The organism is Yersinia sp. 2545 StPb PI, from assembly GCF_052217125.1.
Taxonomy (GTDB): Bacteria; Pseudomonadota; Gammaproteobacteria; order Enterobacterales; family Enterobacteriaceae; genus Yersinia; species Yersinia enterocolitica_E.
Map to the genome: position 1 here is coordinate 554,886 of NZ_JAZGPY010000001.1, position 26,734 is coordinate 581,619.

The window sequence follows — 26,734 nt, forward strand, 5'->3', positions numbered from 1 at the left end:
ATTACATGGCATTGGGTATCGTAGATGACGGATATGTATTCGCTGTTTGTGGCTGTTGTTTTAGGTGTGGTAGAGGGATTGACTGAGTTTTTACCCGTGTCATCCACTGGGCATATGATTATCGTCGGTGAGCTATTGGGCTTTACCGGCGACAAGGCAAAAACCTTTGAAGTTATCATTCAGTTAGGGTCGATTCTGGCGGTTGTCGTGGTGTTCTGGCGGCGGTTATTTGGCCTGATTGGTATCCATTTCGGCGCGGTACCTCATGAGGGGAAAACCAGCGGTCACCTGACTTTGGGCCATATTTTACTGGCAATGATCCCCGCTGTGGGGCTGGGGTTGGTATTCCATGACCTCATCAAATCGCTGTTTGATCCGAGAAATGTCATGTATGCCTTGGTTGCGGGTGGGGTGCTTTTGCTAGTCGCAGAATGGTTCAAACCTAAAAATCCTAAATCTGTTGGTTTGGATGATATTACTTACCGTCAGGCTTTCGCGATTGGCTGCTTCCAGTGTCTGGCGTTGTGGCCGGGGTTCTCCCGTTCTGGTGCCACCATTTCCGGCGGTATGTTGGTCGGTGTTAACCGTTATGCCGCGTCTGAGTTCTCCTTCATTCTCGCAGTGCCGATGATGATCGGGGCCAGTGGACTGGATCTTTATAAGAGCCTGCACTTCCTGACGCTGGGTGATTTACCGATGTTTGCCGTCGGATTTATCACGGCATTTATCGTGGCTCTGATTGCTATCAAAACCTTCCTTTCACTGATTAAACGTATCTCTTTTGTACCTTTCGCCATCTATCGCTTTGTGGTCGCGGCAGCCGTGTATTGGGTGTTTATGTAACATACCCGTTATACTTCAAGCTGCATGTGCGTTGGCTACGTTCATCACCCGAATCACTTACTCATGTAAGCTCATCGGGTTCTCTCGCTTGCCGCCTTCCTGCAACTCGAATTATTTAGGGTATAAAAAGTGCAGCGAAATATAAAAAAAGCCCTGATTAATCAGGGCTTTTTCGTTATGAATGGCTTTATTCTGACGCAATTACTTGAGTTTGTTTCCATTGGACTAATGCTTGTTGGCGGCGACGTTTAAGTTCGTCGCGAATGGCCAATCCTTGTAACCCGCTGGCGACTACTTCCTGCACTGATACGCTGCTGGCAATATGGAATGCGGCGCGCAAATAATCGCCCTGCGGATAAGGATTTTCTTCAAATCCGGTACGGCCTCGGGCATCAGCCTCACTAGTCATAATCATCTGCTCAAGACGTTCCGGTTTGCGCCACACATCAATGGCATCAAACAGTTTGAGTAGAGTTTCGGGGCGAAGCTTATTCACTGTATGGATAAGGTCATGGTATTCCGCCACCAGTTTCGCCAAGTCACGTATCGGATTAGGTACCCGTAAGCGCTGACATAACTGCTCAACCAATTTAACTCCAGCTGGGCCGTGGCCGTGATGGTGTGGCCAGAATTCTTTTGGTGTCAGACCTTTACCCAAATCATGGCAGAGAGCGGCAAAGCGGACATCAACCTCAGGGCTAAGTTGAGCCGCAATGGCTAATGTCATCAGCGTATGGATACCGGTATCAATTTCTGGATGCCACTTTTCGGGAGCTGGTACGCCAAATAAACGTTCAATTTCTGGAAATAGCACCGCCAGCGCACCGCAATCACGTAACACTTGAAAATAGATCTGCGGGCTTTGTGTTTTCAGCGCTTTCTCGGTCTCTTTCCATACTCGCTCTGGCGTCAGAGCCGATAGCTCGCCACTTTGTGCCATTGCTGCCATCAATGATTGAGTCTCAGCGGCGACGCTAAAACCTAAATGGGCAAAACGGGCAGCGAAACGGGCAACCCGCAGCACACGTAGTGGATCTTCGCCAAAGGCGTCGGAGACATGACGCAGTACTCTGTTTTCCAAATCTTGTTGGCCGTGGTAGGGGTCAATCAATTCCCCCTCGGCGCTACGGGCAATGGCATTGATGGTCAAATCGCGACGCAACAAATCCTCTTCCAGCGTGACATCTGGCGCGGCATAGCAGGTAAAACCGGTGTAACCTGCGCCGGATTTACGCTCGGTACGAGCTAGTGCGTATTCTTCATGGCTGACAGGGTGCAGAAACACGGGGAAGTCTTTACCAACCTGCTGATAGCCCTGTGTGAGTAACTGTTCCGGGGTGGATCCCACCACGACCCAATCCTGTTCGGTGACCGGCAGATTTAATAAGCTGTCGCGTACCGCGCCGCCGACCAGATAGATTTTCATATAAATCCTTCGTTCTTGACGTTGCAGCGTTGTTAGCTGCTCACTTGAATCACACTTTACCGCCTGGCGACAAAGGCTTGTTTCAGTATAGTTGGGGATGAGAATAGATTAAACAACCAGGCCACCCTGGCGGGCAGCCAAACGCGTCGATTTTACAGTCTTATTAAACGGCTATCAGTTCATCCAGCGATTGTTCTTTTTACGGCTTGGGATCAGATGTGGCAGTACCAGACCAAGGAGCAGGCCGATACCGGCAACACCGCCGCCGTACATAAACCATTGCAGGATAATGGTACGCTGTTTGTCATCTAATTGCAGATTCACAGCGCTGACTTTCTTCTGAGCAACCACTAACTGATTCTTTAGTGACTCGTTTTCTTTTTGCAGCTCGGAAATTACGCTGTCGCTGGCCGCGACCTTCTGTTGCATTTCAGCAGTGCGCTGATTCCAGCTATTATCAATATTAGCCAGCTTATCTGTCAGGATTTTGACTTGTTGTTCAAGGTCCGGTACCCGAATACGCAGACTTGGCGTTTCACTCAATTGATTCAGCGCGATCCAGGTGGTTTTCCCTTTACTGTCGCGGATTTGACCGTAATTTGTGCTGTCATCAACACTTATCAGGGCGACTTCATCTCCGCCTTTTAACGTGCCAACAATACGGTATTGGTTACCGGGACCGCTATGAACGTAGGTATCCAGCTCATCAGAGATGTAGCGTTTTTCTTCAGCGTGCGCGCCCCAGGAGATACTGAGACTTAGCATCGCGAGGCAAATTAGGCGTATTTTCAGCATTAGAGAGTCATTTATGAGTGAATTTATGGAACGATAGTAGTGTGTTCAGTTTGCCGACGCAACGCATAAACCGGAATGAGAACTATCTTACTCTCATAGCCAGCGCGGCTTTAGCCACTTTGTTGTTCATTTTAACCACGCTGAAAATTTGTCTTATGAAGCCTTATGGCAGACCTGTTAAAATAGAGGCTGACTCGGGGTAGCCACGCGGTTTTTTTGTGTAAAATAGCGAAGTCTGTGTAAAACAGGCAAACCGCCGCGAAAGAGGCATAATGCCCGTAAACTCGCAACATACCGGTGTGAATGAAATTATGACCGTTGAAATAGAATTAAAATTTATTGCTACTCCTGCGGCCATTGCCGCTTTGCCCGAGCGGCTTACATCCTGGCGAAGCCAGCATTCTGCGCCGCAGACGCTGACCAATATCTATTTTGAAACTGCCGATAAGCGGCTGCGCCAACATGATATTGGCTTACGTATCCGTGGTTATGATGGCCGTTACGAAATGACGGTTAAGACCGGCGGTAAAGTGGTCGGTGGTTTACATCAACGCCCTGAATACAATGTTGATATTGATAGTGACCAATTGGATTTGGCGCGTTTCCCTGCCGATATCTGGCCGAACGGTTGGGTGATTGAGACATTACAAGCAGAACTACAGCCGCTATTCCGTACGGATTTTACTCGAGAGAAGTGGGTAATTACTTACGGCGAGAGCGAGATAGAGCTTGCTGTTGATCAAGGCACTATCAGTGCCGGTGAGCTGTCGGAACCCTTGCACGAAATTGAGCTGGAACTGAAAAAAGGCAATCAGGCAGATTTGCTGGCATTGGCCGCAGAACTGGCACAAATTGGCGGTTTACGGCAGGGCAATCTGAGTAAAGCAGCCCGTGGCTATCATTTAGCACAAGGCAATCCACCTCGTGAATTGCGCCCGTTACTGGTGTTGCAGCCAGCGGCCAAATCCACCGTTGAGCAAGGTATGGTCGCAGGGCTGGAGATGGCCCTGGACCATTGGCAATACCATGAAGAGCTGTGGTTACGTGGCGAACCGGCCGCTAAAGCTATGATCATTGAAGCATTGGCAATGGTGCGTCAGTCATTAGCTATTTTTGGTGGTTTGGTCCCGCGCAAAGCCAGTACTGAATTGCGTGCCGGGCTGCTGGCGCTTGAACCGCAGTTAGAACCGAAGAATGTCGATGCTGAGCAGCTTTGCTATAGCAGTGATTACCTAAAATGTAAGTTAGCGCTCACATCTTGGCTGGTTACCTCTGGCTGGCGGCCATTTATGGATGCCAAAGCACAGACCAAGTTTGAGGGGTCATTCAAACGCTTCTGCGACATCATGTTGAGCCGCAGCGCTGCTGATCTGAAAGACGCTTTTGGCCAGCATCTGGATGACGATGGTTATTTGGCGCAACTCCCTCGCTTGAACCGGCAGATCATGTCTTTCCAATTGCTCTCAGGCTTCTATCCGCAGAGTGAATGGTTGCCGTATATCGATGGCTGGTTTGGTTTACAGCAGGAGATTATGCACCGTCAGGGTCACTGGCGTGATACCGCCCGTAAGGAAGCGCTTGCGCAGGCAGCCTTTTGGTTGAACGGTGCTGCTAGTTAATAGATAGCAGCTTGAGGAATGCTTTATGTTGCCACTCTCTTCGGATTTACAGATTCAGGCGCAGAATATACGACAGCGCTTTTATGAGTTACCGGCTCCGCCAGATTTACACGAGGAAGATATCCCTGTGCTGGCGTTGAGTGATTTTGTCAGTGATATGTTACTGATTCACCCTGAGTGGCTGGAGGAGTTGCATCAGCAACCCCCGCAACCGCAGGAGTGGCAATTTTATCCACAATGGTTAAATCTGGCGTTGGCCGAGGTACATGACGAAGCGGCATTATTAGCCGCATTGCGGCTGTTTCGCCGCCGGATGATGGTGCGCATCGCCTGGTCACAAACACAGCAAACCAGTGTGACTACTGAGACCTTGCAACAACTGAGCGGGTTGGCTGAAAGCCTGATTTTGGCGGCGCGCGATTGGCTGTACCAGGCTTGTTGCCGTGAGTTCGGTACCCCCTCTAATGCCGAGGGGGTACCGCAGCCGCTGCTGATTTTGGGCATGGGCAAGTTAGGCGGCGGTGAACTGAATTTCTCCTCTGATATCGATCTGATTTTTGCCTACCCAGAAAACGGCCAGACCCAGGGTGGGCGTCGCCAGTTGGATAATGCCCAGTTCTTTACCCGCTTGGGGCAACGGCTGATTAAAGCGTTGGATCAGCAAACCATTGATGGTTTTGTCTATCGGGTGGATATGCGTCTACGCCCGTTTGGTGACAGTGGCCCGCTGGTACTGAGTTTTGCCGCGCTGGAGGATTATTACCAAGAGCAAGGGCGCGACTGGGAACGCTATGCGATGGTTAAGGCACGTTTGATGGGCGGGGCTGAAGACCACTACAGTAAAGAGCTGCGCCAGATGCTGCGGCCCTTCGTCTTCCGCCGCTATATCGATTTCAGCGTGATCCAATCGCTACGTAACATGAAAGGGATGATTGCCCGTGAGGTCCGGCGGCGTGGCCTGAAAGACAACATTAAGCTGGGGGCCGGCGGTATTCGTGAAATCGAATTTATCACGCAGGTATTTCAGCTTATTCGTGGCGGCCGTGAACCGCGCCTGCAAGAGCGGGCTTTACTGCCGACGTTGCAGGCAGTCGCCGAGCTGGGTTTATTGCCACCACAACAAGTGAACGACCTCAGCAGCAGTTATCTGTTTTTGCGCCGTTTGGAAAATCTGCTGCAAGCTATTGCTGATGAGCAAACCCAAACGTTACCCGGTGATGCACTGAATCAGGCCCGATTGGCTTGGGGCATGGGGTATACCGACTGGATAGAAATGAGTGCTGCACTGGAACACCATATGCAGGCGGTACGGTTGGTATTTGACGACCTGATTGGCGATGATACTCCCGATATCGGTGAAGATCCTCGTCATGGTTTGTATAAAAGCTTATGGCAGGATGTGCTGGAAGAGAGTGATTTAGCCCCTTTGACGCCACATTTAGACGAACCAGCCCGCCGGCAGTTGTTGACGACGATTAATGATTTCCGCCATGACGTTGATAAACGCACCATTGGTCCTCGGGGCCGTGAGGTGCTGGATCAACTGATGCCGCGCTTGTTCTCCGAGGTTTGCTCGCGCCCGGACGCCAATGTCGCCCTCAGCCGCTTGATTCAGTTGCTGCTCAGTATCCTTACCCGCACCACTTATCTCGAATTACTGGTGGAATATCATGCGGCACTAAAACATGTTATTCGCCTGTGTTCTGCCTCGCCGATGGTGGCCAGTCAATTGGCCCGCTACCCGCTGTTATTGGATGAGTTGCTTGATCCGCAATCGTTCTATCAACCACTGGAACCCGGTGCTTATCGCGATGAATTGCGCCAATACTTATTGCGGGTGCCGGAGGATGACGAAGAGCAGCAACTCGAGGCGTTGCGTCAATTTAAGCAAGCCCAGCAATTGCGTATTGCTGCTGGTGATATCACCGAGGCACTGCCGGTAATGAAAGTGAGCGATCACTTAACTTATCTGGCAGAGGCCATGATTGATGCGGTTATTCAGCAAGCCTGGGGGCAGATGGTGGCTCGCTATGGCCAGCCGAGCCATCTACAGCACCGAGAAGGCCGTGGTTTCGCCGTGATTGGTTATGGCAAGTTGGGGGGCTGGGAGCTAGGTTACAGCTCAGATTTGGATCTGGTGTTCTTGCTCGATTGCCCGCTGGATGTGATGACTGATGGCGAGCGTAGCATCGACGGCCGTCAGTTCTACCTGCGTTTGGCTCAGCGGGTGATGCATTTGTTCAGCACCCGCACCTCGTCAGGCATTTTATATGAAGTGGATGCTCGCCTACGGCCATCAGGTGAGGCGGGCATGCTGGTCAGCACCGTTGAAGCTTTCGCCGATTACCAACAGCATGAGGCTTGGACTTGGGAGCATCAGGCACTGGTTCGCGCCCGCATCGTTTATGGTGATCCTCAATTGCATCAACAGTTTGATACCATCCGCCAGCAAATTCTGTGCCGCCACCGAGAAGACCCACAATTGCAGCAGGAAGTGCGCGAAATGCGAGAGAAAATGCGCAACCATCTGGGCAGCAAACAGCGTGGTATCTTTGATATTAAGGCTGATGAGGGGGGGATTACCGATATTGAGTTTATCGCGCAATATCTGGTGTTGCGCTATGCGGCCAGCGAGCCACGGTTGACCCGTTGGTCAGATAATGTACGCATTTTTGAGTTGATGGCTAATTACGACATCATGGCACCGCAAGAGGCAGCAGCACTGACCCGTGCTTATGTCACCATGCGTGATGAGATTCATCACCTGGCATTGCAGGAGCTATCCAGTAAGGTTTCTGCTGACAGTTTTATCACCGAAAGAGAGCAAGTTGCTGCCAGTTGGCGAAAATGGCTGGTGACGTCAGATATTGTTGCCAGCGAATAAGATAAAGTGCAGCAGTGCCCGTTATGACTGGGTACGTCGGTTATTAATAGTATGCAAGGTGTCTGTGATATTATCCGGCACCACATATATTCGTCATACTTCAAGCTGCATGTGTGTTGGCCGCGCTCAATCGCCCGAATCACTTACTGGTCTTGACCTTAAGAAATAAGTAAGCTCGTCGGGATTCACTCGCTTGCCGCCTTCCTGCAACTCGAATTATTTAGAGTATAACAAACACAAAATTGGAGCGAAGAGATGTGTGTTTTCGGGGTTAATAACAGCTCACTTTGGGGGGCTAACGTATGAAAGTCACGCTGCCTGATTTTCGCCGCGCCGGTGTATTAGTCGTTGGTGATGTCATGTTAGACCGCTATTGGTATGGGCCAACCAGCCGGATCTCACCAGAAGCACCGGTGCCAGTTGTTAAAGTTGATACCATCGAAGAGCGCCCCGGTGGTGCTGCAAACGTGGCGATGAACATCGCATCCCTTGGCGCTATCTCTCGTTTAGTTGGGTTGACCGGCATCGACGATGCTGCGCGGGCGCTGACCAACAAGCTGAATGAAGTACAGGTGCGCTGCGACTTTGTTTCGGTGCCTACCCATCCAACGATTACCAAATTGCGGGTACTTTCCCGTAATCAGCAGTTGATCCGTCTGGATTTTGAAGAAGGTTTTGACGGTGTTGATCCGCAACCTATCTTTGATCGCATCCAGCAGGCGCTGCCACAGATTGGCGCACTGGTGTTATCCGATTATGCCAAAGGTGCATTGAACAGTGTGCAGCCGATGATCCAACTGGCACGTAATGCGAAAGTTCCAGTACTTATCGATCCTAAAGGCAGCGATTTTGAGCGTTATCGCGGCGCAACACTGTTAACCCCTAACTTATCCGAATTTGAAGCCGTCGTCGGTCACTGTAAAAATGAAGAAGAACTGGTCAGCCGTGGCATGAAGCTGGTGGCTGACTTTGAGCTTTCAGCTCTGTTGGTGACTCGCTCCGAACAAGGGATGACACTGCTACAACCGGGGAAACCCCCATTACATCTACCCACTCAGGCGCAGGAAGTGTTCGATGTGACCGGTGCGGGTGATACGGTGATTGGGGTATTGGCTGCGGCACTGGCTGCGGGTAATACGCTTGAAGAGTCATGCTTCCTGGCTAATGCTGCCGCCGGTGTCGTTGTTGGTAAGTTAGGTACCTCAACGGTTTCACCGATTGAGCTGGAAAATGCCATCCGTGGTCGTGCGGAAACCGGTTTTGGGGTGATGGATGAGCAACAACTGAAAAAAGCCGTTGCGCAGGCCCGTCAGCGTGGTGAAAAAGTGGTCATGACCAATGGCATTTTTGACATTCTCCATGCGGGTCATGTCTCTTATTTGGCTAACGCCCGTAAGCTGGGTGACCGCCTGATTGTGGCAGTGAACAGCGATGCCTCTACCAAACGCTTGAAAGGCGAAAAACGGCCAGTTAACCCACTTGATCAGCGCATGATTGTATTAGGTGCGTTGGAAGCTGTGGATTGGGTGGTGCCGTTTGAAGAAGATACGCCGCAGCGCTTAATTGCCGATATTCTGCCGGATTTGCTGGTAAAAGGTGGTGATTATAAGCCGGATGAGATCGCGGGCAGTGCCGAGGTTTGGGCCGCAGGCGGTGAGGTTAAAGTACTGAATTTTGAAGATGGAGTTTCCACCACCAATATTATTCAGTCAATCAAGAATGGCCGAGGCTAGTAGGTGGGTGGACTAAAACAGGAGTTGAGTCTGGCACAGGGAGTCGGGTTGCTGTCCACTTCACTGCTGGGAACGGGCGTTTTTGCCGTTCCTGCATTGGCGGCGATGCTGGCCGGAGACGACAGTCTATGGGCCTGGCCGATATTAATTATACTGGTTTTTCCGATTGCTATCGCGTTTGCTGCCCTAGGCCGCGACTTCCCTAGTGCCGCAGGGGCTGCCCACTTCGTGACAATGGCCTTTGGCCCGAAGCTGGGTAATGTCACTGGTTGGCTATTCTTGTCTGTTATTCCTGTTGGTTTACCCGCCGCCTTGCAAATTGCTGCCGGTTTCTGGCAGGCAACATTCGGCTGGAGCGATACTGGGTTGCTGATGGTGCAACTGGTCACTTTGCTGGTTATTTGGCTGCTGGGCACGCGTAGCGCGGGTTCCAGCGCTAATGTACAGACATTGATAGCATTGCTGGTCATTGCGCTGGTGGTGGCTATTTGGTGGCAGGGGGCGATTCAACCATCACAGATACCCTGGCCAGAGCTACAAGATATTTCTCCGCCGAATATGTTCAACGCGTTGGCCGTAATGTTCTGGTGTTTTGTCGGATTAGAAGCCTTTGCACATTTGGCGACAGAATTCCGCCATCCCGAACGTGATTTCCCACGCGCACTGATCGTTGGCTTACTCGTTGCTGGTGCGGTGTATTGGGGCTGTACCGTGGCGGTGTTGCATTTCCATGCTTATGGCGAACAACAGGCGGCTGCGGCGTCGTTGCCGGGCATTGTAGTGCAACTTTTTGGTCAGCATGCACTGTGGATAGCGTGCATTATTGGCTATCTGGCCTGTTTTGCCAGCGTCAATATCTATACCCAGAGTTTTGCCCGCATGGTGTGGTCGCAGGCGCAGGTTCGGCCTGAAAGCAAACTTGCGCAGCTTTCTGCCGGGCAAACGCCGGTTAACGCACTTACTGCCGTGGTGGGGAGTTGCCTGGTATTTGCGTTACTGATTTATTGGCTATCGCTGCCACTGGACCTGCTGATTGTTTATGCCAATGGCATTTTTGTGCTGATTTATTTGCTATGTATGCTGGCGGGGATTCGCTTATTGAGCGGGCGCTCGCGGGTGATGTCGGTGATTGGCAGTATTCTGTGTTGTGTATTGCTGGTGATGATAGGTTGGAAAAGCTTATACGCTTTACTGATGTTTTTCCTATTGTGGGTGCTGCTTTCCAGAATGCGGCCAGCGGCGATATCCTCGTAAAATCAGGGCGCGATATCGAACTGCGCCCTGATTATCACTACTGACATGCGACCAAGCGTTACTCGCCGGTTTTGTCATCACCGCTGTTATCATCAATAACGGCTGGGACGTTGTTGAATTTGGCTTCCAGCTCTGTCACGCGTTGTTCCAGTAACGCCAGTTTTTCTCTGGTGCGTAGTAACACTTGAGTTTGTACGTCGAACTCTTCACGATTAACCAAATCCAGTCGTGTTAATTGCGATTGCAGCACCAGACGAATTTTCTTTTCGACGTCTTCCCCGAATTCGCGAATTCCTTTCGGCATAGACTCATGCACCTGGCGGGCGATTTGTTCAATTTTTTTCGGGTCAATCATGATATTTCCCTAATGAGATGTGGATTACTGCTTATTAGTGTAATGCCTCACGTTGATTGTATAAACCTCCAAACATCTACATTTTGGTAATTGCCCAGACGAATCAATAGCGCTATAGTCATAGGGCTTATTCTCAGGGCGGGGTGCAAGTCCCCACCGGCGGTAAATTGTGGTGCGGCATATCTGTGTCGTGGTGCAAAAGCCCGCGAGCGCTCACGTTGTTTCTCTTGTTAAAGAGGGCAAGGTAGAGGTCAGCAGACCCGGTGTGATTCCGGGGCCGACGGTTATAGTCCGGATGGGAGAGAGTAACGGTATCTGCCGGGCTTATAGCTCGCTTGCGTTATTTCGGCTATTTCTATTTATATATGAAGCAATGTTATATATGAAAGAGTGGCCTTTTACTCCTCAAGACCGCCCTGATTCTGGTAATCCATAATTTTAATGAGGTTTCTTACCATGAATCAGACCCTTCTATCAGATTTTGGCACGCCTGTTGAGCGTGTAGAACGTGCTGTCGACGCGCTGCGTAACGGCCGTGGCGTTATGGTGTTAGACGACGAAAGCCGAGAAAACGAAGGTGATATCGTTTTTGCAGCTGAAGCAATGACTGTTGAACAAATGGCACTGACCATCCGCCACGGTAGTGGCATTGTGTGTCTGTGTATCACTGACGAACGCCGCCAGCAGCTTGATTTGCCGATGATGGTGACCAATAACTCCAGCCAGTTCCAGACGGCATTTACCGTGACAATTGAAGCGGCTAAAGGTGTTACGACCGGCGTTTCTGCGGCTGACCGTTTGACGACTATTCGTGCGGCCATTGCTGACAACGCTAAACCTGCTGATCTTAACCGCCCGGGCCATGTATTCCCGCTGCGTGGTCAGGTAGGCGGCGTATTATCGCGTCGTGGTCATACCGAAGCCTCTATCGATTTGGCAACACTGGCGGGCTACAAGCCAGCAGGTGTGTTGTGTGAACTGACTAATGACGATGGCAGCATGGCCCATGCGCCAGAGGTTATTGAGTTCGCTAAATTGCATGATATGCCGGTAGTGACAATTGATGACCTGGCTGATTACCTCCAGTCTCAGGCAAGAAAAGCCAGCTAATAGAGTGGCGATATCAATGGATATTGCCTGCTGATGGTGTTGGTTTAAACACCGGGTTGCCTCTATTTTCCTGAATAGAGTGCGGCCCGGTTATTTCCTATCATGTCTTGACCCCTAAGTTAACCCTTCTCTGACTTTCCCCATTCAATTTTATTGAATATCTTCATCACTGTTATCTGGCTGTGCAATGAAAAAAAAGCGCGTAATGTATTTCTTATGATTTCAAGCGCCATTTTCTCTCTTAACAGTAAGGATTTCTTATGAACAGCTCTCGTATGCCTGCACTGTTTCTCGGCCACGGTAGCCCGATGAACGTGCTGGAAGAAAACAGTCACACTCAGGCATGGCGTACGTTGGGTGAGACTTTACCGCGTCCTAAGGCGATTCTGGCCGTCTCCGCCCACTGGTATACCCGTGGTACCGCAGTGACGGCAATGGAGCAACCTCGGACTATCCATGATTTTGGTGGATTCCCTCAGGCGTTATTTGATACCGAATATCCAGCGCCGGGTTCACCGGATCTGGCAGCACAAGTTCAGCAATTATTGGCACCTATCGTTGTGCGGGCTGATACCAGTGAATGGGGATTGGACCACGGTAGCTGGGGGGTATTGATTAAAATGTACCCTGAGGCTGATATTCCGGTGGTGCAATTGAGTATTGATGGTACGCAACCGGCGGCTTATCACTATGAGTTAGGTCGCAAGCTGGCAGTGCTGCGGGAGCAGGGCGTGATGATTGTCGCCAGCGGAAACGTCGTGCATAACTTGCGTATGGTTAGATGGCAGGGTGATAGCAGTCCTTATCCTTGGGCTGAATCTTTCAATCAATTTGTGCGAGACAACCTTAACTATCAAGGTGATAACCATCCTTTAGTGAACTTTATGCAACATGAAGGGGCTGCGCTATCTAATCCGTCACCAGAGCATTATCTACCACTTTTGTATGTGTTGGGGAGCTGGGACGGCGTCGAGCCGATTTCGATTCCCACTGATGGGATTGAGATGGGATCGCTCAGTATGTTGTCGGTAAGAATTGGATAGTTCGACGTTATAAAAAGAAAGGTTTGAACTGATAAAGTCAGCGAGCCAGGGGGTGACAACTCCTACGGGCGTTCAGGCGGTTTACACACTTGTATTTGAAACTAAAAGTAGCCCCAACGGAGTGTTTCCCCTTCATTTGACCTTGTCAGCAGTCTGAGGGAAAGCGAGTGCTTTCCCTTAAGTTATGCGCAGCCTTAGCCCAAAATAATATGCGGGTAAAAACGCGACAGATCTTGGGTAATCAGTTCTCTGTCTTCACGCAAACCAATGCCACAGGGTTGATCATTCACTAGCCAGCTACCTATCAGGGTATAGCTATCGCCGAACTTAGGCAGCGGATGAAATTGCTGCACAATCATGCCTTCTTCACCATATGGCCCATCAACTCGGGCAACTTCTTTGCCGTTTTCCACAATCTGGATATTGGCACCTTCTCGTGAGAACAGCGGCTTGGTGACATAATGATCCATCTTTGGATGGTCATCTTCGGCGAAATAAGCAGGCAATAGGTTAGGGTGATTTGGGAACATCTCCCACAGCAACGGCAGCAAGGCTTTATTGGAGATAATGCTTTTCCAGGCGGGTTCCAGCCAGCGCACACCAGCATCTTCCAACTTGGTTGAAAACATTTCGCGGAACATAAACTCCCACGGATAGAGTTTGAACAAATTACTGATAACCTGATTATCCAGGTCAGTAAATTGGCCTTTCTCTCCTAAGCCGATCTCTTCCATAAACATGAATTCAGTTGGCAGACCTGCTTCCAGCGCGCAATCTTGCAAATATTGCACCGTGCCACGATCTTCTTCACTGTCCTGACAGCAGGCCAGATGCAGTAAGCTAAAACCATGGTTATCACGCAGGTCGACAAAGCGCTCAATCAACTTCTCTTGCATGCTGTTGTATTGATCAGAATCCTGACTCAAATTGCCTGCGTTGATCTGATCTTCCAACCATAACCATTGGAAAAAGGCGGCTTCATACAATGACGTTGGGGTGTCCGCATTGTTTTCCAGCAGTTTTGCTGGATTGATGCCGTCATAGGCCAGATCAAGGCGAGAATAGAGCGATGGCTGATGAGTTTTCCATGAGCTGCGAACAAAATCCCAGCAGTGTTTTGGAATGCGGAATTTTGCCATCAGTTGATCGCTATTCACCACTTTCTCAACCACTTGCAGACACATCTGATGCAATTCTGCGGTAGTTTCTTCCAGCTCTTCAATCTGTGCCAGTGTGAATTCGTAATACGCATCCTCACACCAGTACGGCTCGCCATACATGGTGTGGAAACGGAAACCGAATTCAGTGGCTTTCTCGCGCCAGTCTGGGCGTTCGCTAATCGCTAAACGTTTCATTAATCAGACCTTAACCACCCATGCTGCGTGTGCTGGTTTTAGATGATGTCGCGGCACTACGTTGCATAGAAGACTGCTTAGCCACGGACTCACCAAAGCCACCACGAGTGATAGTGTTGGTTACCGCAGGCTTGGGTGCCATGGCGGTTCTTGGCACGTTCATGGTGCGGCCAGTGGTGGCTGAACCAAAGTTTTTACCTGTCGCATCAACAAACTTGCCATTCGCTGGGCTATTTGGCGCTTTCGATGTGAATAGTGGCTGGCTTGCACCACCGCCCATCATCCGGCCCATCATATAACCGGCCATTAATGGCATCCACATACTGCCACTTTGTTGTGGTGCGGCCGCCGTGGTTTCGCCAGAAGATGATGAAGATGTTGGTACCATGCCAGCTTGAGCAGGAGCCTGAGTACACTGAGATTCACCAAACTCTGCCACACAGTCTTCGCGGGTCGCATATTTTGGTGCAGTTTTAGCCGCTTCTTGTAATGCCGTGTTGTAAGCGGTGGTACATTCCGCGCTCTTGGACGGATTCGCCTGAGAGCAATCATCAGCATTTTGATACAAAGAGACGGTTTCATCGGTTTTTTCACAGCCAGCCAGCATAAATACAGCACTGACAGCTAAAGCTACGGGCGCAAGACGGTAATTGCGCCAGGATTTACGGAAAGTCTCTTGATTGATGTTTTGAGTCCGTTTCATCATTATTTATCTCATTTCAGGGCTTTTGTGCCCTTTCCCAGTAAGTACGCTCTAGAATAGGGGAAAGATGTACGAAATTAAAGCGTGGGGGCTTGCCAGCGGCAGACTTTACAAAGCTATACGAAATGCTGCGAGTAGCTTCGCTTTTTTCATTGGCAAAAAGTGCTTGGCAGCGAAGACGTAGGGCATAGAAACCGGGCACAGCCTGATGCTGCACCCGGAGAGTCCGAGTCCGTAAAAATCAGTTACGGAATGGATTGCCACTACGCGCCGCTGCTGGTGCTGCGGTAGCTGGTTGGCTTACAGAAGTAGCACGCGGTGCTGATTGAGCACTTTCGCCATCAGCATAAGCATTCTGGTTGGCATTGTCCGGTGCGAGACTGGTGGCTGAAGTTGGCACTGGCTTGTCCAATACGCCATTCAGTTGCATCAGATCGTCCATATTCAATGTCCCCAACGCGGATTGGATGTTTAACTGATTAATCAGATAGTTATAACGCGCGTCAGCTAATTGCTGTTTGGATTGATACAAGTTAGTCGTTGCAGTCAATACATCCAGAATAGTACGGGTACCCACCTGGTATCCGGCTTCCATGGCATCTAATGAACTTTGGTTGGAAATGACCACCTGCTCATAAGCCTTGATACTACTGATGGAGGCTGAAATATTATTGAATGAGGAGCGTACAGTTTGCACCACACTACGGTGCGCACTTTCTAGCTGTTCACTGGCACCGACGAAATTGTACTGTGCTTGTTTCACCGCAGAATTGGTGGCCCCGCCGCTATACAGTGGCAAACTCAGTTGCACACCAATTTGGTTTTGCCCAGCATCATTATTCACTTGCTGGCTGGTTGGTGACCCCCCACTGTAACGTGTATTGGTTACAGAAGATGAGGCGGTCAAATCGACCGTCGGCATATAACCGGTTTCTGCTGACTTAATTTGCTCACGAGCCAAATCTTGGCTCAAACGGGCAGAAAGCAAGGCAAGGTTACGTTTTTCAGCTTCTTTCAATAAGTTAGTAACTGCTTGTGGGCGCTCAGTCTTCAAGCGACTCACATTCAGTGATGCCAATTCAGGATAATAAACACCGGTGATCTGGCGCAGGTTTTCCAACGCGTTATCCAAATTGTTACGGGCAGTCACTTCTGCTGCTAACACGGTATCGTAGCTGGCACGGGCGTTTTGCACATCGGTAATTGCGACTAAACCTACATTAAACCGCTGGGTCGTTTGGTCCAACTGGCGATAGACCGATTGCTTCTGTGCTTCGGTGTAAGACAGGCTATCAATTGCTCTGAGTACGTTGAAATAGGCTGTTGCTGTGTTCAGGATCAGTGCCTGTTCGTCGGTCTGGAATGTGACATCCTGAATACCCGCCGCCTTTTCCTGTAAGGTCAGGGCGCGCCATTTAGACATATCAAAAATAGTTTGAGTCAGTTGCAGGGAGCCTGATGTCGCGTTGCTATCCGGGCTATCGGATGCATCACGGAAACCATTAGTATGGCTGTAACCTGCACCCAAACCGAGCTGTGGTAACAGCGGGCTGCGAGCTTGATTAATTTTTTCATATGCAGCATCGCGGTCAGCAGCCGATTTGCGTAAATCCGGGTTACTATCCCTGGCTTGCTTATAAACTTGCAGCAAGTTCTCTGCCTGGCTCATGGTACTGAAACCAGCCAGACTCAGCCCGATAAGAAGGGGGAGCAGTTTCTTCATTTGCAGTCCTTGTTGTGCAGCATTTGTGCGGCAATTTTACTATGGTAGCTGTCGATAGACGATATTGTTGCCGATTCTATCAGAGTCTGCCAATGGGATAAGGTGGCTGATTGTGCCATCTCGCCTTAATTTACTTAAATCTATCACAAAGCTAAATGAGTATTCAGACAACTCATCTGTATCGAGCTATCTTGGTCAAATAATCTTTATCAAAATCATTTCTATCGGCTAACTCTATGCCTGCTATTTTAAAATCCTGTATACCCGTCATACTGCAAGCTGCATGTGCGTTAGCTGCTTTCGTTAACCCCAGTCACTTACTTATGTAAGCTTATGGGGGATTATGAGCCTCACCCTACGGGCCAGCGCAGGCGCTGTGCAAAATGGTTTACAACCAATTTGTCGCTCAATTGCCGCCTTCCTGCAACTCTAATTATTTAGGGTATAGCCTGTGTAGTTTGGCTGTCATCAAAAATCACAATTAAGCTTGGATACTTAAGTAAGGAGAACAGTTAATGACGTCAGTACAATCTTCACCGGTGACCTTTGACAAGAATGATGTGGAAATTATTGCACGTGAAACACTTTACAGTGGTTTTTTTTCACTGAATTTATACCGATTCCGCCACCGCCTGTTTAACGGTGAAATGAGTGGTGAAGTTAAGCGTGAAATTTTCGAGCGTGGCCATGCTGCGGTGTTGTTACCCTATGATCCGGTGCGTGATGAAGTGGTATTGGTTGAGCAATTACGGATTGCCGCCATTGACAGTAGCCCGTCACCTTGGTTATTAGAAATGGTAGCCGGAATGATTGAAGAGGGTGAAACCGTTGAGGCGGTCGCCCGTCGCGAGGCGCAGGAGGAAGCCGGAATTGACATTGGCCGCTGTAAGCCGGTGCTCAGCTATTTAGCCAGCCCCGGGGGCACCAGCGAACGTTTGTCTATTATGGTGGGCGAAGTTGATGCGACAACGGCGAAGGGCATTCATGGCTTGGCCGACGAAAATGAAGATATTCGAGTGCATGTTGTTAGTCGTGAACAAGCTTGTCGTTGGGTTGAAGAAGGTGCTATTGATAACGCAGCCTCAATCATTGCATTACAATGGTTGGCGTTGCACCATCAATCGCTGAGAGCAGAATGGCAGTCATAAAGAGAAAAAATAATGAGTAAGCGCTATACACCTGATTTCCCTGAGATGATGCGGATATGTGAAACTAACTTCGCACAATTGCGTCGTTTGATACCTCGCGTCGATGAAGTGGGCGAAAACGTGGCTTATCAGGTTAATGGCGGCAGTTATAGGCTGACAATTATTGAGTCAACCCGCTACACTTCGGTAGTAGAGATTGTGCAAACCGAGCCTGCGGTGAGTCACTGGAGCCTGCCATCGATGGTGGTGCGGCTTTATCATGATGCACAGGTCGCGGAAGTGTGTGCCAGTCAGCAGATCTACCGCTTCAAAGCAAGTTATGATTATCCGAATAAAAAGTTGCATCAGCGGGACGAAAAGCATCAAATTAACCAGTTTCTTGCTGACTGGTTGCGCTATTGTTTGGCGCATGGAGCGGTGGCAGTTCCGGTTTGTTAGACAGACTTATAACCTTGCCTACAGAGAGTGAAGAATCGTGATAATTCTGGTTGGGAAGGGTGCAAAAACAAGGACACCATTTGGAAAGCCTGTTTAAACTGCCTATGGCGAGTGGGGCCAAAGTCAGAATTTTACAAATAACAGATACCCACCTCTTCGCAGGTGAACATGAGACCTTGCTGGGTGTGAATACGTCCCGCAGTTATCGCGCTGTGTTGGATGCGATTATTGCTGAGCAACATCCATTTGATCTGATTGTTGCAACCGGTGATTTGGCGCAGGACCATTCGGTTGCTGCCTATCAAAATTTTGCGAAGGGTATTTCCCGTTTGCCGGCGCCTTGCGTATGGCTACCCGGTAATCACGATTTTCAACCGGCGATGGTAGATGCACTGGCGGATTCAGGCATTGCGCCTTCGAAGCAGGTTCTGGTTGGTGATAACTGGCAAATTCTGTTATTGGACAGTCAGGTATTCGGTGTTCCTTATGGTGAACTGAGCGATTATCAGTTGGAGTGGATGGAGCGTTGTCTGGTGGCTTACCCAGAACGCTATACGCTGATTTTATTGCATCATCACCCAATGCCATCCGGCTGCACTTGGCTTGACCAACACAGTCTGCGTAATGCGCATATGTTGGCGGCAGTGCTGGTTCGTTATCCGCGTGTTACCACCTTATTGTGTGGCCATATCCATCAAGATTTGGATCTCGATTGGTATGGTAAACGGCTGCTGGCCAGCCCTTCTACTTGTGTGCAGTTCAAACCGCACTGTACTAATTTTACGCTTGATACTGTGGCCCCGGGATGGCGCTACCTCGACTTACTGCCTGATGGAATACTTGAAACTGAGGTTCGTCGGTTAGCCAGTGATGAGTTCTGCCCGGACATGGACTCGGATGGTTATTGATGAGTACGCTTCTTTATATTCACGGCTTTAATAGCTCCCCCAGTTCGCCCAAAGCAACCACCTTTAAAAGTTGGTTGCAGCAGCACCATCCTCATATTGAGATGCTGACACCGCAATTACCGCCGTATCCGGCACAAGCAGCAGAAATGTTGGAAAACATTGTGATGGATAAAGCGGGGCAATCTATTGGTATTGTTGGTTCTTCCTTGGGCGGCTATTTTGCTACCTGGCTTTCCCAGCGTTTCAGCATTCCTGCGGTGGTTGTTAACCCGGCAGTGCGGCCTTTTGAGCTGCTCAGTGATTATCTGGGCGAGAATGAGAACCCCTACACAGGTCAACAATATGTGTTAGAGTCTCGACATATTTACGACCTGAAGGTCATGCAAATTGAAAAGTTGGAATCCCCAGATTTACTCTGGTTATTGCAACAAACCGGGGATGAGATCCTCGATTACCGTCAAGCGGTTGCTTATTACACCCCTTGCCGGCAAACAGTAGAATCAGGTGGAAATCATGCCTTTGTTGGCTTTGATCACTATTTCTCCCCGATTGTAACTTTTTTAGGGCTAGCGACTGCCTGATAACAGGCCGTATATGTGCCACCGATACAGTAGGTTTGGTATTACTACAATTTTGGTATTACTACCGTTGGGTATCGTTACTACAGTGGGTATTGCACTGGGGCCGAGATGGCCCACCAGGCATGTCACCGCCAGCCTTCCAACCATTAGCCGAATATTAATCAACCATGACTGAATCCAGCTATAACGCTGATGCCATTGAAGTACTCAGCGGTTTAGAACCAGTGCGTCGTCGTCCGGGCATGTATACGGATACCACGCGGCCAAACCACCTTGGTCAAGAGGTGATTGATAACAGCGTCGATGAGGCGCTGGCGGGCCATGCCCGGCGTATTGACGTTATTCTGCACGCCGATCAATCGCTGGAAGTGACTGATGATGGCCGTGGCATGCCTGTTGATATCCATCCAGAAGAAGGTGTTCCCGCCGTTGAACTGATTATGTGTCGGTTACACGCAGGCGGCAAATTCTCGAATAAAAACTATCAGTTCTCTGGTGGTTTGCACGGTGTAGGCATTTCAGTTGTGAATGCTTTATCCAAGCGAGTAGAGGTCACGGTGCGCCGTGATAGCCAAATCTACAGTATCGCCTTTGAAAATGGCGATAAAGTGCAGGAACTACAAGTTATCGGGACATGCGGTAAGCGCAATACCGGTACCAGCGTGCATTTCTGGCCGGATGTCTCATTCTTCGATAGCCCACGTTTCTCGGTTTCGCGTTTATCCCATTTGCTGAAAGCGAAAGCCGTGTTGTGCCCCGGCGTAGAAATCGTCTTTAAAGATCTGGTGAATAATACCGAGCAGCGTTGGTGCTATGCCGATGGCCTGACCGATTATCTGATGGAAGCGGTTGATGGCTTGATTACCCTGCCAGAAGCACCGTTTGTCGGCTCTTTTGCCGGTGATACTGAAGCGATTGATTGGGCGCTGTTGTGGTTGCCAGAAGGCGGTGAACTGTTGACAGAAAGCTACGTCAACCTGATCCCCACCATGCAGGGCGGAACTCACGTCAACGGTTTGCGTCAGGGTTTGCTGGATGCCATGCGCGATTTCTGCGAATACCGCAATATTTTGCCCCGTGGTGTCAAACTTTCGGCCGATGATATCTGGGAACGCTGTGCTTATGTGTTGTCAGTAAAAATGCAGGACCCACAATTTGCCGGCCAGACGAAAGAGCGGCTCTCCTCACGTCAGTGTGCTGCTTTTGTGTCCGGTGTGGTAAAAGATGCCTTCAGCCTATGGTTGAATCAGAATATACAAGCGGCAGAACAACTGGCTGAATTGGCCATTTCCAGTGCTCAGCGCCGTATGCGTGCGGCAAAAAAAGTGGTGCGTAAGAAGCTGACCAGCGGCCCGGCATTGCCCGGTAAATTGGCGGATTGTACTTCGCAGGATCTGAGCATGACCGAATTATTCTTGGTGGAAGGGGATTCCGCCGGTGGTTCGGCTAAACAGGCACGTGATCGTGAATATCAGGCGATCATGCCGCTGAAAGGCAAGATCCTAAATACCTGGGAAGTTTCGTCAGATGAAGTGCTGGCCTCGCAGGAAGTACACGATATCTCGGTAGCCATTGGTATCGATCCAGACAGCGAAGATTTGAGCCAACTGCGTTACGGTAAAGTTTGTATCCTGGCGGATGCGGACTCCGATGGTTTGCATATTGCCACCCTGCTGTGCGCCCTGTTTGTGCGTCACTTCCGGGCGTTGGTGCGCAACGGTCACGTTTATGTGGCGATGCCGCCACTGTATCGCATCGATTTAGGCAAAGAAGTGTTTTATGCCTTGGATGAAGAAGAGAAAACCGGTGTTCTGGAACAACTGAAGCGTAAACGCGGTAAACCCAACGTTCAGCGCTTTAAAGGGTTGGGTGAAATGAACCCGTTGCAGTTACGTGAAACGACCCTCGATCCGAATACTCGCCGTCTGGTGCAATTGACCATTGGTGATGATGATATTGATAAAACGCTAGCAATGATGGACATGTTGTTAGCGAAAAAGCGTTCCGAAGATCGGCGCAATTGGCTGCAAGAGAAAGGGGATACCGCTGAAATCGAAGTTTGATCGATGGCAGGGTTTAATAGATGAAAGTGACGTTAGAAGAGTTGCAGGCATTTACCTCGGTAGTTGACTGCGGCTCGATTACCGCGGCGGCAGAGCAACGTAGCCAGACCACATCGGGTATCAGCCGTGCATTGAGCCGATTGGAGCAAAAGCTAGCGACCACTTTGCTACGCCGCACCACCCGTCGGTTGGAATTGACCGAAGAGGGCGAGCTGTTTCTCAGCCATGCACGCCAGATTCTTGGCGCGGTGGATGATGCTGAGGAACAGATTGCTCTGCGGCGGTTGAAGCCTGCTGGTCGGTTGCGAGTGAATGCAGCAGCCCCCTTTATGCAGCACGTTATCGTGCCGATGATCAGCGGCTTTCGCGCCTTATATCCGCAAATCATTCTTGAACTGAATACCGACGATCTTAATATCGATCTGTTAGAGCAACGTACTGATATCGCGATCCGCATTGGTGCTTTGCGCGACTCCACTATTCATGCACGTTTGCTGGGTGCCAGCCGGGTGCGTATTCTTGCCAGCCCCGACTATCTGCAATGTCACGGTACCCCGCACACTATTGATGACCTCGCAAATCACAGTCTGCTCGGTTTCACTCAGCCTGAATTCCTTAATCAATGGTCGCTACCTCATTTGCCAGGCGGGCATTCGTCGATTATCCCGAATTTAGCGGCTTCCAGCGGCGAAACGCTACGTTTATTGGCTTTACAGGGTGAAGGGATCGTCGAACTCTCTGATTTTATGACGCGTAAAGATCAACTGGCGGGGCATTTGGTTGAAGTTATGGCGGATCAAACTCTGGAAACCTGGCAACCGATCAATGCGGTGTATTATCGCAATACACAACTTGCCGCGCGGATTACCTGTTTTCTCGATTATGTGAGTGAGCAGATTCAGTTGCAGGGGAGCCATTGGCTCAGATATTAGCGGCTAACACCGTTGCAACTTCAAGCCAGAAGGGTATTAGCCAAAGTAATTGGAGTTGCAGCAAGGCAGCAAACGAATGAATCCCGATGAGCTTACTCAAGTAAGTGATTCGGGTGAGTGAGAGCGGCTAACACCGCTGCAGCTTCAAGCCAGAAGGGTATTAGCCAAAGTAATTGGAGTTGCAGCAAGGCAGCAAACGAATGAATCCCGATGAGCTTACTCAAGTAAGTGATTCGGGTGAGTGAGAGCGGCTAACACCGCTGCAGCTTCAAGCCAGAAGGGTATTAGCCAAAGTAATTGGAGTTGCAGCAAGGCAGCAAACGAATGAATCCCGATGAGCTTACTCAAGTAAGTGATTCGGGTGAGTGAGAGCGGCTAACACCGCTGCAGCTTCAAGTAAGAAGGCTAAGATAAAATGTGAATGTTCACATCCAACACATCATCCTTAATCACTTCACGGTGTTGATGCATATGCTCCATCTGCAAATGTAACTCCAGATGATGCACACTTTGCCACTTCTCCAGCATGAAAATAGAGTCCGGCGAGTTCTTTTGCCAGTCAAGCTGGGTGGGAACGTCAACCATCGGCACATAACCGCCACAACCTTCCTCGGCCAGTACCGCCGGAATAAGCTTCTCAATTGCCTGTAATACTGCCTGACGGCGCCTTGGTTTGACTTTGATTTCTGCAAAAACGGTAATCATTACTGCCTCTATTTATCTCTGATAGGAAATCAAACGGCCTGATAGTTAAAGTTTTCGGCTAAATGCTGACGGTAACGGCTGATGTCACCTTCAATGTCTGGTTGTTTAATCACATCATTACACATAAATGTTGGCAGAGGTTCCATTCCAAGGAATTGGTTCGCTTTATGGAAATGCAGATAAACACCGTCAACGCCCACCCCATGGAAGAACTGTTTCGGGTCATTGAACGCTGCAAGTGGTGCGTTCCAGGTGACTGACAGCATGTAGGTTTTACCCTGAATCAAACCGCCAGAACCATAACCTTTAGTGGCATCAGAACGGGTACGGCCATCACTGGCATACAGTTTGCCGTGACCTGCGGTAAAGACGTCATCAATATATTTTTTCAGAATCCACGGTTCACCCATCCACCAACCGGGCATTTGATAAATAACGGTATCGGCCCACAGATATTTTTCAATTTCACTTTCAATATCATAGCCTTCATCAACCGTGGTGATTTTCACCTGATGGCCGTTTTCACGTAGAAAGTCGGCAGCGACATTCGTGAGCGTGAGGTTAAGCGCCCCTTTGGAGTGCGCAAACGCTTTCATGGCGTTAATAATTAATACATTACTCATTGATATAATCCTTGTGAAACGGGGGGCTAATAACCCAAAACAGCGGCCTACCCGGAATGCTGAGTATGCTAATGGTTTTTACGCGAGAGAAAAATGGACAATAATGCACAACACTATTGCTAAATAAGCAACAAAACCCTCTATTTAAACCTTTTAAGCTGTAAATGTGCGAAGCTCCCCGCATTGGATTTCATATGACAGAAACAGCAGAACAACAGTTTTGAGGCAGCTCTCAGAACGAAGTTAATACCTGGTAGCATATAGCTGCGTACCAAGTTATAGCGGTACACTGCTTGTCTTTTAGCGACACTCGTTTACTCAGGTCAGCGCCATTATGTCCCCTCATACTTTGCTCGTGATTGATGATGATGAAGAGATCCGCAGCTTGCTGACGGAATACTTCACTAAAGCGAATTTTCGTGTGCTTTCGCTACCTGATGGCGAACATTTGCTGACAACATTGAAGCAGGAGTCCGTGGATTTAGTCATTTTGGATGTCATGTTGCCTGGTGATGACGGCTTCACCCTTTGCCGCAAAGCACGGCAAGTATCGGCAGTGCCGATCATCATGTTGACGGCGGCATCTGATGAAAGTGACAAAGTGATTGGGTTAGAGCTAGGCGCAGATGATTATCTGGCTAAACCGTTCAGTGCCCGCGAGTTGCTGGCGCGAGTTAAGGCGTTATTACGCCGTAATCAAATTGTGCAAAGCCCTGGCATTGAGGCACGATTTTTGTGTTTTAACGGCTGGAAACTGGATTTAGTCCGGCGGGAGCTTATTGATCCGCAAAAGCAGAGTGAGCCGTTGTCGGGGATTGAATTTACGTTGCTCTCGTTATTTTTACGTCATCCCAATCAGATCCTCGACCGGGATCAAATCTCTGAGATAACCCGCCGACGGGAAAATAACCCTTTGGAGCGGGGGATTGATGTGCAAATCAGCCGCTTACGTCAGCGTCTACAAGATAGCCAGCGCTTACTACTGCGTACCCTGCGTAATCAGGGTTACATGCTGTGTTGTGATGTTACCCGTGAATATTGATTCGGGCCGTTATGTCCGTTGGCTACAGGATATGTTCCGGCCACTCTGGCCGCGTTCACTTTTGAGCCGCATGCTGTGCATGCTGGTGATTGCCCTGCTGCTGGCAGAAAGTATCTCTGGTTCAATTTGGTACCGTCAGTTTAGTCTGCGCAATCAGGCCAGTCTGGAAAGTACTATCAAAGGGCTGGTGCAAGGGATGCTGACTAGCTACAACTTTATGTCATCTCTGCCGTATAACTATCGCCATTTAGTGTTGCAACAACAATTGGCGTTAGGTGGCTCGCAGTTTTTTATTTCGATCAATAACCATGTATTGGATGAAGTGCAATTGCTGAACAGTCAGGCCGCCAGAACCGTGGTCTCGCAGGCAAAACAAGAACTGCGAACACAATTAGGGGAACGGCAGGCGGCGATTATCTCCCTGACACCCGCAGATCAACTGAAAGTTTTTAACGCTGGAGTTCTGGTTGATAATCTCCCCCCTGCCTGGGTACGTTTTGGTATCACTACATCCCATAAAGATGCGCCAGTATTAGTCATTCAGTTACAACTGAATTCCAATGAATGGCTGTTTCTGGCAGCACCACTGCCACCGCCTTATGATCAGTTAGAAAGCCCGTTGTTTAGCCTGCGTCAGGTCGGCTTTACCCTGTGTAGTTTGCTTCTGGTTTTACTTTTTACCTGGTGGCTGATTCGGCGTGAACTGAAACCATTAGCACGGCTAGCCCATGGCGCACTTGAACTCAATAGTTCACTGGACAGTGAACCATTGCCAGAGGAAGGCAGTGCAGAATTGGTTACCGCGACCCGTTCTTTCAATCAAATGCAAAGCCGTCTGCGCGCTTACCTGCATAATCGTGAAATGCTATTTACCGCTATCAGTCATGACTTGAAAACCCCGCTAACCCGCCTACGGTTGCGGGTAGAAATGCTAGAAGATGAGACTTTGGGGAAAAAATTTGAACGGGATGTCGCTGACTTGGAAATGATGGTCAAAGGCGCACTGCAAAGTATGAAGGATACTGATTTACATGAAAATATGGAGTCCATAGATATCATGAATTTGCTAAGGCAAACGATGGACGCCTATCTCAATGTTACTGTTTCCGGTAAAGCCAGCCCGATCTTTGGCCGCCCTCTGGCGATTAAGCGCCTACTTAATAACATCGTGGAGAATGGGCTGAACTATGGGCAGCGAGTAGAAATAATCCTGTCAGATCACCGAGATTACATCATGCTGTTTATCCGTGATTTTGGCCCCGGAATTCTCGAGGAGCAGTGGGAGAAAGTATTTAAGCCTTACTATCGTTTGCAACAGGATAACCGTGGCAGTGGGTTGGGGCTTGCTATCTCACGTAGCATTGCCAGAGCACATGGTGGTGAAGTGACATTACGTAATCATCCCGCCAGTGGGCTGATAGTTGAAGTCCGTTTACAACGCTATAACTGAG

23 protein-coding genes and 1 riboswitch are annotated in these 26,734 nt (G+C 49.5%); of the genes, 15 read left to right on the plus strand and 8 right to left on the minus strand.

The features are described from left to right. The first annotated feature begins 24 nt into the window (after positions 1–24). Entirely contained in the window at positions 25–843 is an 819-nt protein-coding gene (gene bacA / locus V1955_RS02435) for an undecaprenyl-diphosphate phosphatase (protein ID WP_083162366.1), read from the plus strand. Between the two features lie 187 nt (positions 844–1,030). Here the strand turns inward: bacA and V1955_RS02440 are convergent, their stop codons facing one another. Beyond that, entirely contained in the window at positions 1,031–2,269 is a 1,239-nt protein-coding gene (locus tag V1955_RS02440; RefSeq protein ID WP_083162368.1) for a multifunctional CCA addition/repair protein, read from the minus strand. Positions 2,270–2,443: 174 nt separating this feature from the next. Further along, entirely contained in the window at positions 2,444–3,064 is a 621-nt protein-coding gene (locus tag V1955_RS02445; RefSeq protein WP_083162370.1) for a TIGR04211 family SH3 domain-containing protein, read from the minus strand. Positions 3,065–3,375: 311 nt separating this feature from the next. On the opposite strand from V1955_RS02445, the gene V1955_RS02450 reads away from it, so the two are divergent. The 4 genes from V1955_RS02450 to yjeH all read left to right on the plus strand — a co-directional run bounded on the left by V1955_RS02450 (position 3,376) and on the right by yjeH (position 10,554). Beyond that, a complete protein-coding gene (locus tag V1955_RS02450) occupies positions 3,376–4,683 on the plus strand; it encodes a CYTH domain-containing protein (RefSeq protein WP_083164045.1) in 1,308 nt (435 codons plus the stop codon). A gap of 25 nt (positions 4,684–4,708) precedes the next feature. Next, positions 4,709–7,567 (plus strand): bifunctional [glutamate--ammonia ligase]-adenylyl-L-tyrosine phosphorylase/[glutamate--ammonia-ligase] adenylyltransferase, encoded by a 2,859-nt coding sequence (glnE, locus tag V1955_RS02455; protein WP_442820472.1) that lies wholly within the window; start codon positions 4,709–4,711, stop codon positions 7,565–7,567. Between the two features lie 302 nt (positions 7,568–7,869). Next, positions 7,870–9,300 carry a bifunctional D-glycero-beta-D-manno-heptose-7-phosphate kinase/D-glycero-beta-D-manno-heptose 1-phosphate adenylyltransferase HldE gene (gene hldE, locus V1955_RS02460; RefSeq protein ID WP_050086680.1) on the plus strand — a complete coding sequence of 477 codons (1,431 nt, stop codon included), beginning with the start codon at positions 7,870–7,872 and terminating at the stop codon, positions 9,298–9,300. A gap of 3 nt (positions 9,301–9,303) precedes the next feature. Further along, positions 9,304–10,554: an L-methionine/branched-chain amino acid transporter gene (gene yjeH / locus V1955_RS02465; RefSeq protein ID WP_372569680.1), complete on the plus strand. Its 1,251-nt coding sequence runs from the start codon at positions 9,304–9,306 to the stop codon at positions 10,552–10,554. 58 nt (positions 10,555–10,612) lie between these two features. Here the strand turns inward: yjeH and ubiK are convergent, their stop codons facing one another. Beyond that, entirely contained in the window at positions 10,613–10,909 is a 297-nt protein-coding gene (ubiK, locus tag V1955_RS02470) for a ubiquinone biosynthesis accessory factor UbiK (protein WP_083162376.1), read from the minus strand. 125 nt (positions 10,910–11,034) lie between these two features. Beyond that, a riboswitch (FMN riboswitch) is annotated at positions 11,035–11,220 on the plus strand. A 145-nt stretch (positions 11,221–11,365) separates the two neighbouring features. On the opposite strand from ubiK, the gene ribB reads away from it, so the two are divergent. Next, positions 11,366–12,019: a 3,4-dihydroxy-2-butanone-4-phosphate synthase gene (gene ribB / locus V1955_RS02475; protein ID WP_083162378.1), complete on the plus strand. Its 654-nt coding sequence runs from the start codon at positions 11,366–11,368 to the stop codon at positions 12,017–12,019. Positions 12,020–12,279: 260 nt separating this feature from the next. Further along, entirely contained in the window at positions 12,280–13,062 is a 783-nt protein-coding gene (gene ygiD / locus V1955_RS02480; RefSeq protein WP_083162379.1) for a 4,5-DOPA dioxygenase extradiol, read from the plus strand. A 194-nt stretch (positions 13,063–13,256) separates the two neighbouring features. Here ygiD and V1955_RS02485 read toward each other — a convergent pair whose 3' ends face one another. The 3 genes from V1955_RS02485 to tolC all read right to left on the minus strand — a co-directional run bounded on the left by V1955_RS02485 (position 13,257) and on the right by tolC (position 16,843). Beyond that, positions 13,257–14,417 (minus strand): glutathionylspermidine synthase family protein, encoded by a 1,161-nt coding sequence (locus V1955_RS02485; protein WP_083162380.1) that lies wholly within the window; start codon positions 14,415–14,417, stop codon positions 13,257–13,259. Positions 14,418–14,427: 10 nt separating this feature from the next. Further along, the gene (locus V1955_RS02490; RefSeq protein WP_083164047.1) at positions 14,428–15,120 is read right to left on the minus strand and encodes a DUF1190 family protein; all 693 of its coding nucleotides are present in this window, start codon (positions 15,118–15,120) and stop codon (positions 14,428–14,430) included. Positions 15,121–15,361: 241 nt separating this feature from the next. Beyond that, positions 15,362–16,843 (minus strand): outer membrane channel protein TolC, encoded by a 1,482-nt coding sequence (gene tolC / locus V1955_RS02495; RefSeq protein ID WP_083162381.1) that lies wholly within the window; start codon positions 16,841–16,843, stop codon positions 15,362–15,364. Between the two features lie 515 nt (positions 16,844–17,358). Here tolC and nudF point away from each other — a divergent pair. From nudF to V1955_RS02525, 6 genes are all read left to right on the plus strand, one after another. Continuing rightward, positions 17,359–17,991, plus strand: coding sequence for an ADP-ribose diphosphatase (gene nudF, locus V1955_RS02500; RefSeq protein ID WP_083162382.1), 633 nt, complete (start codon positions 17,359–17,361; stop codon positions 17,989–17,991). 12 nt (positions 17,992–18,003) lie between these two features. Continuing rightward, the gene (locus V1955_RS02505) at positions 18,004–18,429 is read left to right on the plus strand and encodes a DUF1249 family protein (protein WP_050086674.1); all 426 of its coding nucleotides are present in this window, start codon (positions 18,004–18,006) and stop codon (positions 18,427–18,429) included. 80 nt (positions 18,430–18,509) lie between these two features. After that, positions 18,510–19,337, plus strand: coding sequence for a 3',5'-cyclic-AMP phosphodiesterase (cpdA, locus tag V1955_RS02510; protein ID WP_083162384.1), 828 nt, complete (start codon positions 18,510–18,512; stop codon positions 19,335–19,337). Then, the gene (gene yqiA, locus V1955_RS02515; protein ID WP_442820473.1) at positions 19,337–19,918 is read left to right on the plus strand and encodes an esterase YqiA; all 582 of its coding nucleotides are present in this window, start codon (positions 19,337–19,339) and stop codon (positions 19,916–19,918) included. The genes cpdA and yqiA overlap by 1 nt, the downstream gene beginning before the upstream one ends. A 167-nt stretch (positions 19,919–20,085) precedes the next feature. Further along, entirely contained in the window at positions 20,086–21,981 is a 1,896-nt protein-coding gene (parE, locus tag V1955_RS02520; protein ID WP_083162386.1) for a DNA topoisomerase IV subunit B, read from the plus strand. 20 nt (positions 21,982–22,001) lie between these two features. Beyond that, positions 22,002–22,913: a LysR family transcriptional regulator gene (locus V1955_RS02525; protein ID WP_083162387.1), complete on the plus strand. Its 912-nt coding sequence runs from the start codon at positions 22,002–22,004 to the stop codon at positions 22,911–22,913. Between the two features lie 405 nt (positions 22,914–23,318). Here V1955_RS02525 and V1955_RS02530 read toward each other — a convergent pair whose 3' ends face one another. Both V1955_RS02530 and V1955_RS02535 read right to left on the minus strand, forming a co-directional pair. Next, positions 23,319–23,618: a putative quinol monooxygenase gene (locus tag V1955_RS02530; protein ID WP_442820474.1), complete on the minus strand. Its 300-nt coding sequence runs from the start codon at positions 23,616–23,618 to the stop codon at positions 23,319–23,321. A gap of 29 nt (positions 23,619–23,647) precedes the next feature. After that, entirely contained in the window at positions 23,648–24,241 is a 594-nt protein-coding gene (locus V1955_RS02535) for an NAD(P)H-dependent oxidoreductase (protein WP_083162389.1), read from the minus strand. A 334-nt stretch (positions 24,242–24,575) separates the two neighbouring features. Here V1955_RS02535 and V1955_RS02540 point away from each other — a divergent pair, with 334 nt between their 5' ends. Then, entirely contained in the window at positions 24,576–25,283 is a 708-nt protein-coding gene (locus V1955_RS02540) for a response regulator (protein WP_442820475.1), read from the plus strand. After that, positions 25,264–26,733 (plus strand): ATP-binding protein, encoded by a 1,470-nt coding sequence (locus V1955_RS02545; RefSeq protein ID WP_227746580.1) that lies wholly within the window; start codon positions 25,264–25,266, stop codon positions 26,731–26,733. Before V1955_RS02540 ends, V1955_RS02545 begins: the two co-directional genes overlap by 20 nt. The last annotated feature ends 1 nt before the right edge of the window (position 26,734 follow it).

Bases quoted from the DNA above. Each gene is read 5' to 3' on its own strand.
- ygiD (WP_083162379.1), top strand. From the start codon at position 12,280: ATGAACAGCTCTCGTATGCCTGCACTGTTTCTCGGCCACGGTAGCCCG.
- V1955_RS02530 (WP_442820474.1), bottom strand. From the start codon at position 23,618: ATGATTACCGTTTTTGCAGAAATCAAAGTCAAACCAAGGCGCCGTCAG.
- V1955_RS02545 (WP_227746580.1), top strand. From the start codon at position 25,264: ATGTTACCCGTGAATATTGATTCGGGCCGTTATGTCCGTTGGCTACAG.
- V1955_RS02490 (WP_083164047.1), bottom strand. From the start codon at position 15,120: ATGAAACGGACTCAAAACATCAATCAAGAGACTTTCCGTAAATCCTGG.
- V1955_RS02445 (WP_083162370.1), bottom strand. From the start codon at position 3,064: ATGCTGAAAATACGCCTAATTTGCCTCGCGATGCTAAGTCTCAGTATC.
- ribB (WP_083162378.1), top strand. From the start codon at position 11,366: ATGAATCAGACCCTTCTATCAGATTTTGGCACGCCTGTTGAGCGTGTA.
- yqiA (WP_442820473.1), top strand. From the start codon at position 19,337: ATGAGTACGCTTCTTTATATTCACGGCTTTAATAGCTCCCCCAGTTCG.
- nudF (WP_083162382.1), top strand. From the start codon at position 17,359: ATGACGTCAGTACAATCTTCACCGGTGACCTTTGACAAGAATGATGTG.
- tolC (WP_083162381.1), bottom strand. From the start codon at position 16,843: ATGAAGAAACTGCTCCCCCTTCTTATCGGGCTGAGTCTGGCTGGTTTC.
- V1955_RS02535 (WP_083162389.1), bottom strand. From the start codon at position 24,241: ATGAGTAATGTATTAATTATTAACGCCATGAAAGCGTTTGCGCACTCC.
- V1955_RS02450 (WP_083164045.1), top strand. From the start codon at position 3,376: ATGACCGTTGAAATAGAATTAAAATTTATTGCTACTCCTGCGGCCATT.
- parE (WP_083162386.1), top strand. From the start codon at position 20,086: ATGACTGAATCCAGCTATAACGCTGATGCCATTGAAGTACTCAGCGGT.
- bacA (WP_083162366.1), top strand. From the start codon at position 25: ATGACGGATATGTATTCGCTGTTTGTGGCTGTTGTTTTAGGTGTGGTA.
- V1955_RS02485 (WP_083162380.1), bottom strand. From the start codon at position 14,417: ATGAAACGTTTAGCGATTAGCGAACGCCCAGACTGGCGCGAGAAAGCC.
- V1955_RS02505 (WP_050086674.1), top strand. From the start codon at position 18,004: ATGAGTAAGCGCTATACACCTGATTTCCCTGAGATGATGCGGATATGT.
- V1955_RS02525 (WP_083162387.1), top strand. From the start codon at position 22,002: ATGAAAGTGACGTTAGAAGAGTTGCAGGCATTTACCTCGGTAGTTGAC.
- ubiK (WP_083162376.1), bottom strand. From the start codon at position 10,909: ATGATTGACCCGAAAAAAATTGAACAAATCGCCCGCCAGGTGCATGAG.
- V1955_RS02440 (WP_083162368.1), bottom strand. From the start codon at position 2,269: ATGAAAATCTATCTGGTCGGCGGCGCGGTACGCGACAGCTTATTAAAT.
- glnE (WP_442820472.1), top strand. From the start codon at position 4,709: ATGTTGCCACTCTCTTCGGATTTACAGATTCAGGCGCAGAATATACGA.
- V1955_RS02540 (WP_442820475.1), top strand. From the start codon at position 24,576: ATGTCCCCTCATACTTTGCTCGTGATTGATGATGATGAAGAGATCCGC.
- hldE (WP_050086680.1), top strand. From the start codon at position 7,870: ATGAAAGTCACGCTGCCTGATTTTCGCCGCGCCGGTGTATTAGTCGTT.